The 17048-nt window shown below is 42.0% G+C and carries 14 protein-coding genes; all 14 read left to right on the forward strand.

The genetic code is table 11. The annotated features are described in order from the left end of the window. The first annotated feature begins 130 nt into the window (after positions 1–130). The gene (locus FXN70_RS01405; protein WP_324645629.1) at positions 131–790 is read left to right on the forward strand and encodes a 3-oxoacid CoA-transferase subunit A; all 660 of its coding nucleotides are present in this window, start codon (positions 131–133) and stop codon (positions 788–790) included. 9 nt (positions 791–799) lie between these two features. Further along, on the forward strand, positions 800–1453 hold the full coding sequence (locus FXN70_RS01410; RefSeq protein WP_324645630.1) for a 3-oxoacid CoA-transferase subunit B: 654 nt from the start codon (positions 800–802) through the stop codon (positions 1451–1453). An 80-nt stretch (positions 1454–1533) separates the two neighbouring features. Then, the gene (gene pcaF, locus FXN70_RS01415) at positions 1534–2745 is read left to right on the forward strand and encodes a 3-oxoadipyl-CoA thiolase (RefSeq protein ID WP_324645631.1); all 1212 of its coding nucleotides are present in this window, start codon (positions 1534–1536) and stop codon (positions 2743–2745) included. Between the two features lie 9 nt (positions 2746–2754). After that, positions 2755–4110 carry a 3-carboxy-cis,cis-muconate cycloisomerase gene (pcaB, locus tag FXN70_RS01420; protein ID WP_324645632.1) on the forward strand — a complete coding sequence of 452 codons (1356 nt, stop codon included), beginning with the start codon at positions 2755–2757 and terminating at the stop codon, positions 4108–4110. Positions 4111–4124: 14 nt separating this feature from the next. Then, positions 4125–4904 carry a 3-oxoadipate enol-lactonase gene (gene pcaD / locus FXN70_RS01425; RefSeq protein WP_324646047.1) on the forward strand — a complete coding sequence of 260 codons (780 nt, stop codon included), beginning with the start codon at positions 4125–4127 and terminating at the stop codon, positions 4902–4904. 40 nt (positions 4905–4944) lie between these two features. Further along, positions 4945–6300: an MFS transporter gene (locus FXN70_RS01430; protein ID WP_324646048.1), complete on the forward strand. Its 1356-nt coding sequence runs from the start codon at positions 4945–4947 to the stop codon at positions 6298–6300. A 21-nt stretch (positions 6301–6321) separates the two neighbouring features. Continuing rightward, positions 6322–6729 (forward strand): 4-carboxymuconolactone decarboxylase, encoded by a 408-nt coding sequence (pcaC, locus tag FXN70_RS01435; RefSeq protein ID WP_324645633.1) that lies wholly within the window; start codon positions 6322–6324, stop codon positions 6727–6729. Positions 6730–6747: 18 nt separating this feature from the next. Further along, positions 6748–7473 (forward strand): protocatechuate 3,4-dioxygenase subunit beta, encoded by a 726-nt coding sequence (gene pcaH / locus FXN70_RS01440; RefSeq protein WP_324645634.1) that lies wholly within the window; start codon positions 6748–6750, stop codon positions 7471–7473. A gap of 15 nt (positions 7474–7488) precedes the next feature. Beyond that, positions 7489–8118, forward strand: coding sequence for a protocatechuate 3,4-dioxygenase subunit alpha (gene pcaG / locus FXN70_RS01445; protein WP_324645635.1), 630 nt, complete (start codon positions 7489–7491; stop codon positions 8116–8118). 115 nt (positions 8119–8233) lie between these two features. After that, a complete protein-coding gene (gene aroD, locus FXN70_RS01450; protein ID WP_420714357.1) occupies positions 8234–9052 on the forward strand; it encodes a type I 3-dehydroquinate dehydratase in 819 nt (272 codons plus the stop codon). 22 nt (positions 9053–9074) lie between these two features. Then, positions 9075–10535 carry a right-handed parallel beta-helix repeat-containing protein gene (locus FXN70_RS01455; protein ID WP_324645636.1) on the forward strand — a complete coding sequence of 487 codons (1461 nt, stop codon included), beginning with the start codon at positions 9075–9077 and terminating at the stop codon, positions 10533–10535. A gap of 75 nt (positions 10536–10610) precedes the next feature. Then, a complete protein-coding gene (locus tag FXN70_RS01460) occupies positions 10611–11930 on the forward strand; it encodes a carbohydrate porin (protein WP_324645637.1) in 1320 nt (439 codons plus the stop codon). A gap of 177 nt (positions 11931–12107) precedes the next feature. Further along, the gene (locus FXN70_RS01465) at positions 12108–14537 is read left to right on the forward strand and encodes a glucose/quinate/shikimate family membrane-bound PQQ-dependent dehydrogenase (protein ID WP_324645638.1); all 2430 of its coding nucleotides are present in this window, start codon (positions 12108–12110) and stop codon (positions 14535–14537) included. 378 nt (positions 14538–14915) lie between these two features. Next, positions 14916–16997: a catalase gene (locus FXN70_RS01470; RefSeq protein WP_324645639.1), complete on the forward strand. Its 2082-nt coding sequence runs from the start codon at positions 14916–14918 to the stop codon at positions 16995–16997. Positions 16998–17048: the final 51 nt, after the last annotated feature.

A 17048-nucleotide genomic window follows, 5' to 3' on the forward strand; every position in this document is an offset into this window, starting at 1 on the left:
AATGGTCGTATAAAGGAATTCATACTGAATAGCTAAGGAATAGTATTTCATTGATTTAAATTCGATTTCTTATGCCTTATAAATTTCATTTTTATTAAATTTGCTAAATGTGCACATTGGAGTTATCTGAATGATAGATAAAAGTGCAGCGACCCTTACGGAAGCGCTTTCCCACATTCAAGATGGAGCAACCATTTTAATTGGTGGTTTCGGCACAGCAGGTCAACCTGCAGAATTGATTGATGGTTTAATTGAATTGGGTCGTAAGGACTTAACTATTGTCAGTAATAATGCAGGCAATGGCGATTATGGTTTGGCAAAACTTCTTCAAACAGGTGCAGTCAAAAAAATTATCTGTTCTTTCCCACGTCAAGCAGACTCTTATGTGTTTGATGCGTTATATCGTGCAGGCAAAATTGAACTGGAAATTGTTCCACAAGGTAACTTGGCTTGCCGTATTCAAGCTGCTGGTATGGGTTTAGGACCCATCTATACCCCAACAGGTTTTGGAACATTGTTGGCAGAAGCTAAGCCGACCTTAAATTACGAAGGCAAAGATTACGTGCTTGAACATCCAATTAAAGCCGACTTTGCTTTAATTAAAGCGCATAAAGGCGATCGTTGGGGAAATTTGGTTTACCGCAAATCGGCGCGCAACTTTGGACCAATTATGGCAATGGCAGCCAGTGTTACCATTGCACAAGTGTCTGAAGTGGTTGGGTTGGGTGAGCTTGATCCAGAACATGTGGTGACCGCAGGGATTTTTGTTCAACACGTGGTTAAGGTTTAAGGAATATATATGAGCTATCAAAAACTAAGCCGCGACCAAATTGCCAAACGTGTTGCCCAAGATATTCCCGAAGGTGCTTATGTGAATTTAGGCATTGGATTACCAACCAAAATTGCCAGTTATTTACCCAGTGACAAAGAGATTTTTTTACATTCAGAAAATGGTTTATTGGCATTTGGTCCACCGCCTGTAGCGGGTGAAGAAGACCCTGAACTGATTAATGCAGGTAAAGAATTTGTCACCATGTTAGAAGGTGGTTGTTTCTTTCATCATGGTGATTCCTTTGCCATGATGCGTGGTGGACATTTGGATATTTGTGTTTTGGGTGCTTTTCAAATTGCAGCCAATGGTGATTTAGCCAATTGGCATACGGGTGCGCCTGATGCGATTCCTTCGGTTGGCGGTGCTATGGATTTAGCTGTGGGCGCTAAAAAAGTTTTTGTCACCACCGATCATGTCACCAAAACAGGTGAACCGAAAATCGTTGCAGAACTCACTTACCCTGCAACAGGTCAAAAATGTGTCGATCGTATTTATACCGATTTATGCATTATTGAGGTCACCCCAGAAGGTTTAAAAGTCACTGAAAAAGTGGACGGTTTAAGCTTTGCAGAATTACAACGTTTGACAGGTGCAGCATTAATTGATGCGACACAGGGATAAAACTTCTCAGCTTCTCTCCTAAAATGAAAGAAGCATGAATAGTCGTAAAAGTACCAAAGCTTAAAAGGATAGAACTTACAATGAAAAATGCTTATATCATTGATGCCATTCGTACCCCATTTGGACGTTATGCGGGTGGACTTGCCCCTGTCCGTGCAGATGATTTAGGTGCAGTACCCATTGCTGCATTAATTGAACGTCAGCCAACAGTAGATTGGTCACAAGTCGATGATGTGATTTATGGTTGTGCCAATCAGGCAGGTGAAGACAATCGTAATGTCGCACGGATGTCGGCATTATTGGCAGGACTACCCGTAGAAGTGCCTGCAACCACAGTGAATCGTTTATGTGGTTCATCGCTTGATGCGGTTGCACTGGCCGCACGTGCGATTAAAGCAGGTGAAGCACATTTAATCATCGCAGGTGGGGTTGAAAGCATGAGCCGTGCGCCCTATGTGATGGGGAAGTCCGAAGGTGTCTTTGGTCGTAGCCAAAAAATTGAAGATACCACGATGGGTTGGCGTTTTATTAATCCAAAACTTAAAGCCATGTATGGTGTAGACACTATGCCACAAACTGCTGAAAACGTGGCGGCACAGTTTCATATCAATCGTGAAGATCAAGACCAATTTGCGTACAACAGCCAGCAACGTACTGCGGTCGCACAGGCAAACGGTTATTTTGCCAAAGAAATTACGCCTGTGATCATTCCACAGCGCAAAGGCGATGCCATTGTGATTGATACAGATGAGCATCCACGCGCATCAACCACATTAGCAGCATTAGCCAAACTCAAAGGTGTGGTACAGCCTGAAGGTACAGTCACCGCAGGCAATGCGTCAGGCATTAACGATGGTGCGGCTGCTTTATTAATTGCATCTGATGACGCGATTGCACAATACAACTTAACGCCACGTGCCAAAATTATTGCATCGACCACAGTGGGAATTGAACCGCGAATTATGGGCTTTGCACCTGCACCTGCAATTCAAAAATTACTTAAACAAGCCAACATGACGCTTGATCAAATCGATGTAATCGAACTCAACGAAGCTTTTGCAGCACAAGCTTTGGCGTGTACGCGTGATCTAGGTTTAGCCGATGATGATGCTCGAGTTAATCCAAATGGTGGGGCGATTGCATTAGGTCATCCTTTAGGTGCATCGGGCGCACGTTTGGTCACCACCGCACTCAACCAATTGGAACAAACAGGGGGCAAATATGCACTGTGTTCAATGTGCATTGGTGTTGGTCAAGGAATTGCGCTCATTATTGAGCGAGTGAGCCAATAGGGGAACATGATGAGCCAGCTTTATGCCAGCCTGTTTTACCAAAAGGACGTGACGGAAATTTTCAGCGATCGTGCCTTGCTGTCTTATATGCTAGAGGCTGAAGTGGCTTTGGCGCAAGCTCAAGCCAGTATCGGAATTGTTCCACAAGCTGCTGCCGATTGTATTGCGCAAACAGCACACACCGCATTAGCGCAATTGGATATTGATGCATTGGTCATCGCCACAGGTTTGGCGGGTAATATTGCGATTCCCTTTGTTAAACAACTCACGGCAATGGTCAAAAATGTTGATGCTGATGCCGCACGCTATGTACATTGGGGTGCAACCAGTCAAGACATTTTAGATACTGCCTGTATGTTGCAATGTCGTGATGCACTGAAAATTGTGCAACAGCAAGTGCAAGCCTGTTATGCAACGGCGTTGCAACAGGCGCAGAAACATCGTGATCAAGTCATGATGGGGCGCACATGGTTGCAACAAGCCTTACCGATTACTTTTGGGCACAAGTTAGCGCGTTGGGCAGGTGTTTTTCAGCGCGATTTAGCCCGTATGGATGCCATGCAAACGCGTGTTTTGGTGGCACAGTTGGGTGGTGCAGTTGGTTCATTGGCATCCTTACAAGACCAAGGCACAGTAGTGCTACATGCTTATGCGCAACAATTAAATCTCGGCTATGCATCGTGTACATGGCACGGTGAGCGTGATCGTATTGTCGAAATTGCCAGTGTTTTGGCATTAATCACAGGCAATGTCGGCAAAATGGCACGTGATTGGTCATTGCTGATGCAAACCGAGATTGCTGAAGTATTTGAGCCCACTGCTCAAGGGCGTGGTGGCTCATCGACCATGCCACATAAACGTAATCCTGTGGCAGCGGCTTCGATATTGGCAGCCGCCAACCGTGTGCCTGTATTGATGTCGAGCATGTATCAAAGCATGGTGCAAGAACATGAACGCGGTTTGGGCGGTTGGCATGCAGAATGGTTGTCTTTGCCTGAAATTTTTCAGCTGACATCAGGTGCTTTAGAACGGACTTTGGATGTATTGCAAGGCATGCAAGTCAATGCCAAAAACATGCAAGCGAATATTGATTGCACTCACGGGCTGATCATGGCGGAAGCGGTGATGATGGCTTTAGCACCACATTTGGGTCGACTCAATGCACATCATGTGGTTGAAGCCGCCTGTCAAAAAGCAGTCGCAGAACAGCGACATTTAAAAGACATCATTGCGCGAGTCGATGCAGTGAATCAGCATTTCACGGCAACGCAATTGGACGATATTTTTAAGCCTGAACGTTATTTAGGCAATATTCAAGATCAAATTGATGCCGTATTGCAGGATGCACAAGGAGTGGCAACGTGAATATAAATCCTATTATGGTAAAAAATCGACAGGGAAAAATGTTGGCGGTGCAGGTGTACGGTCAATCCGATGCGCCTGTGGTGATGTTCTCCAATTCGTTGGGTACAGATCATCAAATGTGGCAATTGCAAGTGAAAGCATTAGAAGCACACTACAAAGTGGTGACCTATGACAGCCGTGGTCATGGTCAAAGTGATGTCATCAGTTCATCTACATTGCAAAATTTAGGTGAAGATGTCATCGATATCTTAGATGCACTTGATATTGAAAAAGCCCATTTTTGTGGTATTTCGATGGGTGGGATGATCGCACTATGGTTAGGCATTTATCAGCCGAGTCGTTTTAAGAGTATTACGGTGGCGAATTCAGCCGCAAAAATATGGACGTCTGAGGGTTGGAATGCCCGTGCAGCCAGTGTTGAAGCCAATGGCTTAGCTGATTTGGTCACATCGACACATACACGCTGGTTTAGTGACGCATTTGATTATCAACATAATGCCTTGGCACAGCAAACCATTCAAAGTTTAGCCGATACGCAAGCACAAGGTTATGCCAATGCCTGTCGTGCTTTGGCAACCGCAGATTTGCGTGAACAAATTGCGGACATTGCCATTGCGACCCTGATGATTGCGGGCAGTGCAGACCCTGTCACAACAGTGGCAGATGCGGAATTTATGCAACAGAAAATTGCAGGAAGTCAATTGGTGGTGTTGGATGCATCACATCTGTCGAATATCGAACAAGCAGATGAATTTAGTCAAAAATTGATAAAATTTATTCAATATACTCAATGATTTAGAGTGTAAAAAGGACTTTAAGCCCAAGGAGGCAATGATGGCGACTCAGGATTACGCTACTCAAAATAATAGTTTAGATGCGCAAGCACTCATTAATGATGCGCCTTTAAGTAAATATCAATGGTTAATCGCAATTATCTGTTTCTTAATTGTTTTTGTGGATGGCATTGATACTGCTGCTATGGGTTTTATTGCCCCCGCTTTGGCTCAGGATTGGGGGCTTGATCGTTCGCAGTTAGGTCCAGTCATGAGTGCGGCTTTAGGTGGCATGATTATTGGCGCATTGGTTTCTGGTCCAACAGCAGACCGTTTTGGACGCAAAATTGTTTTAGCAACTTCGATGCTTATTTTTGGTGGCTTTACCTTAGCCTGTGCCTATTCAAACAATTTAGATAGTTTGGTCATATTTCGTTTTTTAACAGGCATTGGTTTAGGTGCTGCGATGCCAAATGCGACGACATTATTTTCTGAATATTGTCCCGCACGAATTCGTTCATTGCTCGTGACCTGTATGTTTTGTGGTTATAACTTAGGCATGGCCATTGGTGGTTTCATTAGTAGTTGGTTGATTCCTGCTTTTGGCTGGCATAGCTTATTTTTATTAGGGGGTTGGGCTCCATTGGTGCTCATGCTGTTTGTGATTTTTGCATTGCCCGAATCCTATCGTTTCTTGATTGTTAAAAATCAGCCGGTTGAAAAAATAAAACGAATTTTGCAACGCATCGTCCCTGATCAAGTCCGTGATGTCACAAGCTTTCATGTACCACAAGAAAATGTAGAGCTTGCAAAAAAACATAATGTTTTTGGTATGTTGTTTTCGGCTAAATATGCCAAAGGTACAGTTTTGCTATGGCTCACTTATTTTATGGGCTTGGTTATGATTTACCTGCTCACCAGTTGGTTACCGACGTTAATGCGTGAAACAGGTGCAACCATGCAACGTGCTGCGTTTATTGGGGGATTATTCCAATTCGGTGGTGTGCTGAGTGCATTGTTTATTGGCTGGTCGATGGATCGTTTTAATCCTAACCGTATTATTGCAGGCTTTTATTTTGCCGCAGGGATTTTTGCCGTAATTGTTGGGCAAAGTCTATCGAATCCAACGCTATTGGCATTCTTTATTTTATGTGCAGGAATTGCAGTCAATGGCGCACAGTCTTCAATGCCTGTACTCAGCGCGCGCTTTTATCCAACCCAATGCCGTGCAACAGGTGTGGCGTGGATGTCAGGAATTGGTCGTTTTGGTGCAGTTTTTGGCGCGTGGATTGGTGCAGTACTTTTGGGCAACGGTTGGTCATTTAGCATGATTTTAAGCATGTTGATTATTCCTGCCTCTGCCGCAGCGATTGCTATTTTTGTGAAATCTGTTGTTGCACATACAGATGCAAGCTAACCCAACAAAGAGGATAAAGCGATGAATGATGAACAGCGTTATCAGCAAGGTATTCAAGTTCGTAGTGAGGTTTTAGGTGAAGCGCATGTTCATCGGTCACTGGAAAACTTAAATGATTTTAATGATGATTTTCAAAATTTTATTAGCCGTTTTGCATGGGGCGAAGTGTGGTCACGTCCGGGCTTGCCACGCCACACCCGCAGTCTTGTGACGATTGCAATTTTGTTGGGTTTAGGGCGAGAAGCCGAATTACGCATGCATTTACGGGCTTGTTTTAATAATGGCGTGAGTAAAGATGAACTGAAAGAGTTGATTTTACATTGTTCACTTTATGCAGGTTTACCTGCTGCCAATGCTGCGATGCATATGGCGGAAGAAGTATTTCAAGATCTAGGCATTGCCCCTGAAAAGATCAATCAGGATCAGTGAATTTAAAGGAATAAAGATATGTCGCAGTTGATATTAGGCAGTTATGCACAGCGTAATACTGAAGATCATCCACCAGCGTATGCACCGGGGTATAAAACCAGTGTGTTACGTTCACCTAAAAATGCACTCATTTCGATTGCAGAAACCTTAACAGAAGTGACAGCTCCTCATTTTAGTGCCGAGCAATTGGGTGCAAAAGACAACGATTTGATTTTGAATTTTGCCAAAGATGGTTTACCGGTTGGTGAACGCGTGATTGTACATGGTTATGTACGTGATCAATTTGGTCGTCCTGTCAAAAATGCCTTGATGGAAGTTTGGCAAGCCAATGCATCAGGTCGTTATCGCCATCCAAACGATCAATATATTGGGGCAATGGATCCTAATTTTGGTGGCTGTGGACGTATGCTCACCGACAGTAATGGTTATTATGTTTTTCGTACGATTAAGCCGGGACCTTATCCTTGGCGTAACCGAATTAATGAATGGCGACCTGCACATATTCATTTTTCATTAATTGCTGATGGTTGGGCACAGCGTCTCATTTCGCAATTTTATTTTGAAGGCGATACCTTAATTGATTCTTGCCCAATTTTAAAAACCATTCCATCGGAACAACAACGTCGTGCGCTGATTGCCTTGGAAGATAAGAGCAATTTTATTGAAGCAGATAGCCGTTGTTATCGTTTTGATATTACCTTACGTGGTCGTCGTGCGACCTACTTCGAAAATGATTTAACTTAATCGATGGAGTCAATCATGAACGGTTGGAATTTTCAGGAACTTAAAGAAACCCCATCGCAAACAGGCGGGCCATATGTGCATATTGGTTTATTGCCTCAACAAGCCAATATCGATGTGTTTGAACATAACTATGACAATAATTTAGTTCAACCACATACTCAAGGCGAGCGTATTCGCTTAGAAGGTCAGGTGTTTGATGGTTTAGGTTTGCCATTACGTGATGTATTGGTTGAAATTTGGCAAGCCGATGCCGATGGTGCATATCCAAGCCAAGCCGATACGCAAGATAAAACTGCCGATCCACATTTTTTAGGATGGGGGCGCACGGGGGCAGACTTTAATACTGGATTTTGGCATTTTGATACCATCAAACCCGGAGCAGTTGCAGGGCGTAAAGGTTCAACACAAGCGCCACATATTGCCCTGATTATTTTTGCCCGTGGCATCAATATTGGTCTAAATACCCGTGTTTATTTTGAGGATGAAGCTGAAGCGAATGGCAAAGACCCAGTATTAAATAGTATTGAATGGGCGGTGCGTCGGCAAACGCTGATCGCCAAACGAGAACAACGCGACGGAGAGATCGTATATCGATTTGATATTCGTGTGCAAGGTGAGGACGAAACGGTATTTTTTGATATCTAAACGATGTTGGAAAAGTTGCATGTGAAAGACATGCAACTGATTAACTTTACAAGGAAATGTAAAAATGAGAATGAATAAAATTTCAAAAAGTATGTACTTGAGTGCTGCTTTGCTGATGCCGATTGTGAGCGTCTCAAATAGTTATGCAACGGAACAGGTACAAACGACAGTCAAAGCATCATATCAGGTGAAAAATCTCAATATTGGTGAATTACCTGTTAAAACCATTGTGCCGATTACTGCTAAAACCAAAGAACAAGCGATTGCTCAAGCTAAAATTATTGCGGCTAACAAAAATGCAGATTTAGCAGAATTTCGAATTGATTTACTCGATTTTGCCAGTGATAGCAAACAAGTGATCGCATTAGGGCAAGAACTTAATCAAATTTTAAAAGATAAACCACTGCTTGCAACCATTCGCACAGCCAATGAAGGCGGTAAATTAAAGGTAACAGATGCTGAGTATGCGGCTATCTATCGTGCTTATTTAAAACAACCATTTATGCAACTGATTGATATTGAAATGATGCGTGATCCTCAAGTGGTTGCAGACCTGACGCGTTTAGCACATCAAAAAAAGGTATTGGTGGTGATGTCAAATCACGACTTTGATAAAACGCCAAGTGAACAAGAAATTGTGAGTCGATTACTCAAACAAGACCAAATGGGAGCAGATATTCTCAAAATTGCGGTGATGCCTAAATCAAAACAGGATGTATTTACCTTAATGAATGCCACCTTAAAGGTGAGCGAGCAGAGTCAAAAGCCTCTGTTGACTATGTCAATGGGGCGCTTAGGCACAATTTCTCGTATTGCAATTGCCAATACAGGAGGAAGTTTAAGCTTTGGTATGATTGGTGAAGCTTCTGCACCTGGTCAAATTGATGTGACCGACCTAAAAAAATTATTACAAACTGTACAACCCACCCCTTAATACATCGACAAAGGAATATGTCATGAAATTAACCTCTTTACGCCTCTCTTTATTGACGCTTAGCATCGTTACGTCTAGTTTTGCCGCAGCAGAAACCTATATTGTTGATCGTTATCAGGATGATAGTAATAAAGGAACATTACGTTGGGCGATTGAACAATCAAATGCGAATACCGCGCAAGCGAATGAAATTTTAATTCAGGCAGTCGGAAAAGCACCCTACGTCATCAAAGTAGATCAGCCTTTACCTCCAATTAAATCTGCTGTCAAAATTATAGGCACACAATGGGATAAAACTGGCGAATTCATTACCATTGATGGTTCAAATTATATTAAAGGTGAAGGCGAAAAAGCTTGTCCTGGGGCTGTTGAAGGCACGTATGGCACCAATGTACGCACCATGACTTTACCCGGTTTAGTCTTACAGGATGTGAATGGCGTTACACTTAAAGGTCTAGATATACACCGTTTTTGTATTGGTGTATTGGTCAATCGTTCCAGCAATAACCTGATTCAACATAACCGAATTACCAATAATTATGGTGGTTCAGGCATTATGATTACAGGTGATGATGGTAAAGGTAATCCAACGTCAACCACCACCAATAACAACAAAGTACTCGATAATGTTTTTCAGGATAACGGTGATGGACTTGAATTAACACGAGGCGCGGCTTTTAACTTAGTGGCGAATAATGTGTTTACCAATACCAAAGCGAACCCAGAGCCTTCACAAGGCATTGAAATTTTATGGGGAAATGACAATGCAGTGGTTGGAAATAAATTTGAAAACTATTCAGATGGTTTACAGATTAACTGGGGTAAACGTAATTACATTGCCTATAACGAATTAAGTAATAATTCATTAGGTCTTAACTTGACGGGCGATGGCAATATTTTTGATAGCAATAAAGTGCATGGAAACCGTATTGGCATTGCGATTCGTTCAGAAAAAGATGCCAATGCACGTATTACCCTCACTAAAAACCAAATTTGGGACAACGGTAAAGATATTAAGCGTTGTGAGGCGGGGGGAACGTGTGCACCAAATCAACACCTAGGCGCAATTGTATTCGGTGTACCTGGACTTGAGCATGAAGGCTTTGTCGGATCTCGTGGTGGCGGTGTCGTCATCGAGCCAAATAAACTACAAAAAACATGTACTCAGCCGAATCAACAAAGCTGTAATGCGGTGCCTAATCAGGGAATACAGCCACCAAAATTAACGCTGAATCACACACAAATTACCGTTGAAGTGCATGGATTCGCAAATCAGCGCTATCAAGTGGAATTCTTTGGAAATCACCAAGCATCTTCTTCTGAAGCCGAGCAATATTTAGATACCTTGGTTGTGGTCACTGATGCACAGGGGAATGCAAAAGCAAATTGGACACCTAAAGTGCGAATGGCATCGTTTACTGCTCATGTAACGGATTATTTAGGTGCTACATCAGCATTAAGTTCTGCAATAAAAATGAGATAATAGCGATATTCATTAGCATAGATTTGATTAAATTGAATAAATTTCTATGCTGATGAAATGGAAAAGGAATGAAATATGCAACATCTTTTTAAATTAGGTCTTTTATCGACCGCAATTTTAACCAGCCAAATTACACTGGCAAATGATTTTTGGTCGCAAGATCGTCAATGGTTATTGGGCGATTGGGGCGGAGAGCGTCAGCAATTAGAGCAGCAAGGCTATAAATTTAACGCGTCTATTATGAGTCAGGCAGCAACTAACTTAAGTGGTGGCTATAATGACAGTCATACAGTTGAAAATGCAGGGCAGTTGACTTTAGGTGCAACTTTCGATTTAAGTAAAATAGCAGGTTGGCAAGACACCACAGCATCGCTCATGATCACCAAACGTGATGGAAATGCATTAACTAATGAAACGATTAAAGACCCACGATCAACCACATTAAGTAATGCACAAGAGATTTATGGCCGTGGCAAAATTTGGCGTTTAAGTCAGGCGTGGATTAAAACAGGTTTGAATGACAATACGCTGCAACTCAAAATTGGTCGTATGGGCATGTCTGAGGATTTTAACAGTTCACAATGTGAATTCCAAAATTTACTGTTGTGTGGTGGACAACTGGGCAAATCGATTGGTTCAATTTGGTACAACAGTCCTGTGGGGATTTGGGGGGCGAATGTCAAATATCGCATTGCACCTGAGTGGACACTGGGCTTAGGTGTGTATGAGGTGAATCCAGATAATGTGAAAATCCAATCAAATCGTGATGGTTTTAATCTGGATATGAATAATGTTAAAGGTGCAACTATTCCTGTAGAGTTGGCATGGAAACCAAAACTTGCACTGTTCAATGGTTTAGCAGGCGAGTACAAAGTGGGGGCATTATATTCCACTGCTGATGCGAGTGATGTTGCAACAACGGCTAAAGTTCATGACGGTAAGCATAGTTTCTGGTTGAATACTCAACAGCAACTGACCGAACATGAAGGCGATGCTAAGCGTGGTCTCTTTGCAAGTTTAAATGTAGTGGTAAATGACAAAGCCACCACCATGGTACAAAGTACTCAGCAATTGGCATTGTGGTATAAAGGTGCTTTTGATCAGCGTCCAAATGATTCCATTGGCTTAGGTATTGCCAATTATGTGGTGAATAAGCGTGTACGAGATCGTCAAATTGCCACCAATATCAGCCGTGGCTATACCGAATACGATGCTGTCGCGTCAAATTATGTACCGATTCAGCGTGATGAGTTAAACCTTGAGCTGAATTACAGCTATCAGTGGTCACCAGCCGTGATGTTGCGCCCAAATCTGCAATATATTCATCATCCTGCTGGGGTTAAAGAAGTAGATAATGCATGGGTTGCAGGTTTATCGATGCGTGTAAATTTCTAAAATCATAGAAGATTTCATTTTATTGCTTTAAATATCAGCAATAGAGTGAATTCATTATCAGTTTAATTCGAACAGCTAAAGTTGCTAACACAGCTTTGGCTGAATGTGTTTTTACGTAATGATTATGGTGCAGAACAAACTGTCACGATAATCATTCCTATGGGTGGAGAAAGATGAATGTCTGACCCTCAAAAAAAATCGCACATCATATTGAAAATATGGTGTTTTATTCTTGGTTTGGCCTTACTCATTAGCGGTGCATTTTATGCTATTGGTGGTGGGAAACTGATTAGTTTAGGCGGATCTTGGTACTTCCTGATTACAGGTTTAATGATGCTTGCCTCGGCTTTTTTTATTTTCAAGAAAAAAGCAGCGGGGGTATGGCTGTATAGTGTTGCTTTTGTCGGTACTATCATTTGGGCGTTGATTGATGCTGGTTTTGAATTCTGGCCATTGCATTCACGTTTAATGTTTCCAGCAGGATTATTTGCGGCATTGATATTGACCTTACCTGCAATGCGTAAATACCAAAATCAAAACCCAATTACCGCACCTGCTTATATTATTGGTGGTTTAACCATCTTAGGTATGTTCGGTGGTTTGTATGGCATGTTTATTCCACATGCAACAGTACAAGCATCTGGTGAAGAGTTGCCTCTTGTCCCTGTTGATCCTGCTAAAAAACAGGTCAATTGGGAACATTATGGTAACGATAGCGGTGGTAGTCGCTTTGCCGCACTTGATCAGATTAACCGTAACAACGTAACGAAATTGAAAGAAGTTTGGCGTTTCCGTACAGGTGATTTGACCACAGGTACGGGGAATGGTGCGGAAGATCAAAGCACACCATTACAAATTGGAAGCAAAGTCTTCTTATGTACGCCACATAACAATATGATTGCTGTAGATGCAGATACAGGCAAACAAATTTGGAAAGCAGACGTCAACTCAACAGCCGATGCATGGGAACGTTGTCGTGGTGTAGCGTATTTTGATTCAACCAAAGCCATCGTTCAGCCAACCTTAAAAGGTGCAACCCCTGTTACGGCTGTTGCCAGTAATACTGTTTGCCCAAGACGTGTTTATACCAATACAGTTGATGGTCGACTGATTGCAGTGAATGCAGATACTGGCGCACGTTGTAAAGACTTTGGTGTCGATGGTACGGTCAATTTGCATGAAGGATTGGGCGAAGGCACGAAAGCACCGCGCTTTGAAGTAACGTCAGCACCAACCATTGCTGGAACAACGATTGTTGTGGGTAGTCGTATTGCAGATAACGTCGCGGCAGATATGCCAGGTGGTGTAATTCGCGCCTATGATGTAATTACAGGTAAATTACGTTGGGCATTCGATCCACGTAATCCAAATCCAAACCATGTGTTAAAAGCAGGCGAAACGTATAAGCGTAGTTCGACCAATTCATGGGCAGCAATGTCGTATGATCCACAAATGAATACCGTATTTTTGCCGATGGGGAGTTCATCAGTGGATGTTTGGGGTGGTAATCGTACTGCCGCAGATCATAAATATAATACCTCTGTTCTAGCACTTGATGCGACCACAGGCAAAGAAAAATGGGTTTATCAGACTGTACATAACGATCTTTGGGATTTTGACTTACCAATGCAACCAAGCTTGGTGGATTTCCCAATGAAAGATGGTTCGACTAAACCTGCCGTGGTGATTGGTACCAAGTCGGGTCAATTCTATGTATTAGACCGTGTGACGGGTCAACCGCTGACCAAAGTAGTAGACCAACAGGTTAAAGTTGCAGATATTCCAACTGAGCAATATAGTAAAGTACAACCGCGTTCAGTAGAAATGCCACAAATTGGCAACCAAACCATGAAAGAGTCTGATATGTGGGGTGCAACACCATTTGATCAGCTGATGTGTCGTATTAGCTTTAAGTCGATGCGTTACGATGGTTTGTATACAGCCCCTGGAACAGATGTCTCTTTAAGTTTCCCTGGTTCGTTAGGTGGCATGAATTGGGGCTCAATTGCCTTTGACCCGACTCATCGTTATATGTTTGTTAATGATATGCGTCTAGGACTTTGGATTCAGCTCATCAAACAAACACCTGAAGATATTAAAATTCAGGCAAATGGCGGTGAAAAAGTCAATACAGGTATGGGTGCTGTACCAATGAAAGGTACGCCGTATAAAGTTAATAAAAACCGTTTTATGTCAGCTTTAGGCATTCCGTGTCAGAAGCCTCCATTTGGAACGATGACCGCGATTGATATGAAAACGCGTCAAGTGGCTTGGCAAGTACCATTAGGAACGATTCAAGACACAGGTCCTATGGGTATTAAGATGGGCTTAAAAGCACCAATTGGGATGCCGACCATTGGTGGTCCAATGGCAACACAAGGTGGTTTAGTCTTCTTTGCAGCAACGCAAGATTATTACTTACGTGCCTTTGACTCATCAAATGGTAAAGAACTCTGGAAAGCTCGTTTACCTGTGGGTAGCCAAGGTACACCGATGAGCTATGTTTCACCAAAAACAGGCAAACAATATATCTTAATCTCTGCAGGCGGTGCACGCCAGTCACCAGATCATGGTGATTATGTGATTGCTTATGCTTTAGATAAATAAGTCATTCAAACTAGAAAAGGGGATTCAATTGAATCCCTTTTTTTATTTATAGCCAAGTTCTTAAATATTCAATACTATGAAAAACATAGGATATTCAAAAGATTTTAAAGAAAAAGTCATAGAAGCTATATTTAAATCAAGTGGTGATATCATTCAATACTCGCCCAAGAAATGTACTTGATTGGCATGATTCGCTATAAAAATTTATGCAATTATATGATTATTATAATAATTTCATTATCAATAATCCACTGATCTACCTAATACTAGTATGGTATAAAATATAAACAATTTATATTTATCATTTTATACAAGAGATCTGTAAGATGAATAACGCTACTATCCAACCCATAAATATTAAATATTATAGAGGCAGATATGAACAAAAAAGTAAAAAACGAAAAAATCAATCAGTTAGAACAAGAAGCGCACGTTGTTTCTGGTGGTCAGATATTGACCTCTTCTTTTGGTGTAGAGGTACTTGATAATCAAAATAGTTTAAAAGCGGGCGAGACTGGCCCGACCTTATTAGAGGATTTTTTGCTTCGAGATAAAATGATTCACTTTGACCGCGAACGTATTCCTGAACGGGTTGTTCATGCCCGTGGTTTGGGTGCACATGGCTATTTTGAAGCCTATGAAGGCAATGAAAAGTGGACGAAAGCACATTTCCTGACCGACACGAAAAATACCACGCCGTTGTTTATTCGCATATCGACCGTTCAAGGTGGCCGTGGCTCGGCCGATGTCGTTCGTGATGTACGTGGTTTTGCGATTAAATTTTATACCCAACAAGGCAATTACGATATTGTCGGAAATAACATTCCTGTCTTTTTTATTCAAGATGCCATTAAATTCCCAGATTTTGTCCATGCTGTGAAACCTGAAAATGGCAATGAAGTGCCAACAGGGCAATCCGCTCACGACAGTTTTTGGGATTTTATCTCGCTTAACACCGAAACTGCCCACATGACCACTTGGGTGATGTCAGATCGTGCTATTCCACGTAATTTAAGAAGTATTCAAGGTTTTGGTGTGCATACGTTTAGATTCATTAATGCCAATAATGACGCGTTTTTGATTAAATTTCACTGGACACCGAAACAAGGCGTTGCCCAAGTGTTGTGGGATGAAGCGTTAAAACTCAATGGTAAAGATCCAGATTTTCACCGCCGAGATTTTGAAGATGCCATTTTACAAGGCAATTATCCAGAGTGGGAATTAGGTGCGCAAATTTTTACCGAAGAAGAAGCTGCCCAGTGGGATTTTGATGTGTTAGACCCAACTAAACTGGTGCCTGAAGAACTAGTGCCCGTCACGCCATTGGGTAAAATCGTCATCAATAAATATACTGATGATTTCTTTGCAGAAACCGAACAAGTGGCTTTTAGCCCTGCCAATATTGTGCCTGGGATTGATTTTAGTAATGATCCGCTCCTTCAAGGTCGCTTATTTAGCTACACCGATACCCATTTGCATCGTTTAGGTGGTGCAAACTTCAATCAAATTCCAATTAATAAGCCTGTTTGCCCATATCACACCAACCGACGCGGTGGTTATGCCAACCATGAAATTCATCCTGGAAAAGCCAATTATGAGCCGAATACGCTTGATAATAATTGGCCACGAGAAGCAAAAAGTGATGCGACTGCTTTCAAAACACATCCAGAAAAAGTCCAAGGCAGTAAACTCCGAGTTCGTCCAGAAAGCTTTGCAGATCATTTCTCGCAAGCAACCTTGCATTATCAAAGCTTGGCTAAACACGAACAGCAACATATTAAAGACGCGTATGCTTTTGAACTGTCAAAAGTAAAATCTCAAGAAATTTGTGAACGTGTGATCAATGCAATTTTGGTTCATATCGATTTTGATTTAGCAAAATTTGTCGCTAATGAATTAGGCTTAGCCGTTCCAAAAAAATCTACGCTTCAAAAAGCGGCTGCTAAAATTAAAACCTCTAAAAAACTGAGTATTGAAGCTTTCCCTGCGCCCGACATTAAACAACGTAAAGTGGCACTGTTGGTACATGACAAAGCAAGTGCTCAATCTGTCGAGGCCATCAAGGTGTGGGCGGAAAGTGAAAATGTAATTATCAAGGTTTTAGCGCCGAATTCTGCCCCAATTCAATCGAAAGAGGGCAAAGAGATTGAGGTCGATGGTCGTCAAAATGGTGAACCATCGATCACTTTTGATGCTGTAGTGGTAATTGATGGTGATAATCTAGATGCTTTCCTCTCCGATGGTGTAGCTAAACATTATGTGTTAGAAAGTTATAAACATCTTAAACCGATTGTGCTATTAGGCGATAAACAAGTCTTGCTCAAACGACTCTTTCTTGAAAAAGATATTGCGTTATTTACAGCAGATTCATTTAAATCGGTGCAGGATAACTTCAAAAAAGCGATCCAAGCGCATCGTTTATGGGAGCGTGAAGACAAAACCGCAGCCATCCCAGCCTAGTATTCTGGCTGTTATAGCAATAAGCATAGCTAGTAGTTACTTATAAAGTCA

The sequence above is a fragment of the Acinetobacter sp. MD2 genome, assembly GCF_035615575.1.
GTDB lineage: Bacteria > Pseudomonadota > Gammaproteobacteria > Pseudomonadales > Moraxellaceae > Acinetobacter.

What these genes read in the sequence shown, in the direction of transcription:
- FXN70_RS01405 (WP_324645629.1), top strand. Translation starts at nt 131, where the DNA reads ATGATAGATAAAAGTGCAGCGACCCTTACGGAAGCGCTTTCCCACATT.
- FXN70_RS01410 (WP_324645630.1), top strand. Translation starts at nt 800, where the DNA reads ATGAGCTATCAAAAACTAAGCCGCGACCAAATTGCCAAACGTGTTGCC.
- pcaF (WP_324645631.1), top strand. Translation starts at nt 1,534, where the DNA reads ATGAAAAATGCTTATATCATTGATGCCATTCGTACCCCATTTGGACGT.
- pcaB (WP_324645632.1), top strand. Translation starts at nt 2,755, where the DNA reads ATGAGCCAGCTTTATGCCAGCCTGTTTTACCAAAAGGACGTGACGGAA.
- pcaD (WP_324646047.1), top strand. Translation starts at nt 4,125, where the DNA reads ATGGTAAAAAATCGACAGGGAAAAATGTTGGCGGTGCAGGTGTACGGT.
- FXN70_RS01430 (WP_324646048.1), top strand. Translation starts at nt 4,945, where the DNA reads ATGGCGACTCAGGATTACGCTACTCAAAATAATAGTTTAGATGCGCAA.
- pcaC (WP_324645633.1), top strand. Translation starts at nt 6,322, where the DNA reads ATGAATGATGAACAGCGTTATCAGCAAGGTATTCAAGTTCGTAGTGAG.
- pcaH (WP_324645634.1), top strand. Translation starts at nt 6,748, where the DNA reads ATGTCGCAGTTGATATTAGGCAGTTATGCACAGCGTAATACTGAAGAT.
- pcaG (WP_324645635.1), top strand. Translation starts at nt 7,489, where the DNA reads ATGAACGGTTGGAATTTTCAGGAACTTAAAGAAACCCCATCGCAAACA.
- aroD (WP_420714357.1), top strand. Translation starts at nt 8,234, where the DNA reads ATGCCGATTGTGAGCGTCTCAAATAGTTATGCAACGGAACAGGTACAA.
- FXN70_RS01455 (WP_324645636.1), top strand. Translation starts at nt 9,075, where the DNA reads ATGAAATTAACCTCTTTACGCCTCTCTTTATTGACGCTTAGCATCGTT.
- FXN70_RS01460 (WP_324645637.1), top strand. Translation starts at nt 10,611, where the DNA reads ATGCAACATCTTTTTAAATTAGGTCTTTTATCGACCGCAATTTTAACC.
- FXN70_RS01465 (WP_324645638.1), top strand. Translation starts at nt 12,108, where the DNA reads ATGTCTGACCCTCAAAAAAAATCGCACATCATATTGAAAATATGGTGT.
- FXN70_RS01470 (WP_324645639.1), top strand. Translation starts at nt 14,916, where the DNA reads ATGAACAAAAAAGTAAAAAACGAAAAAATCAATCAGTTAGAACAAGAA.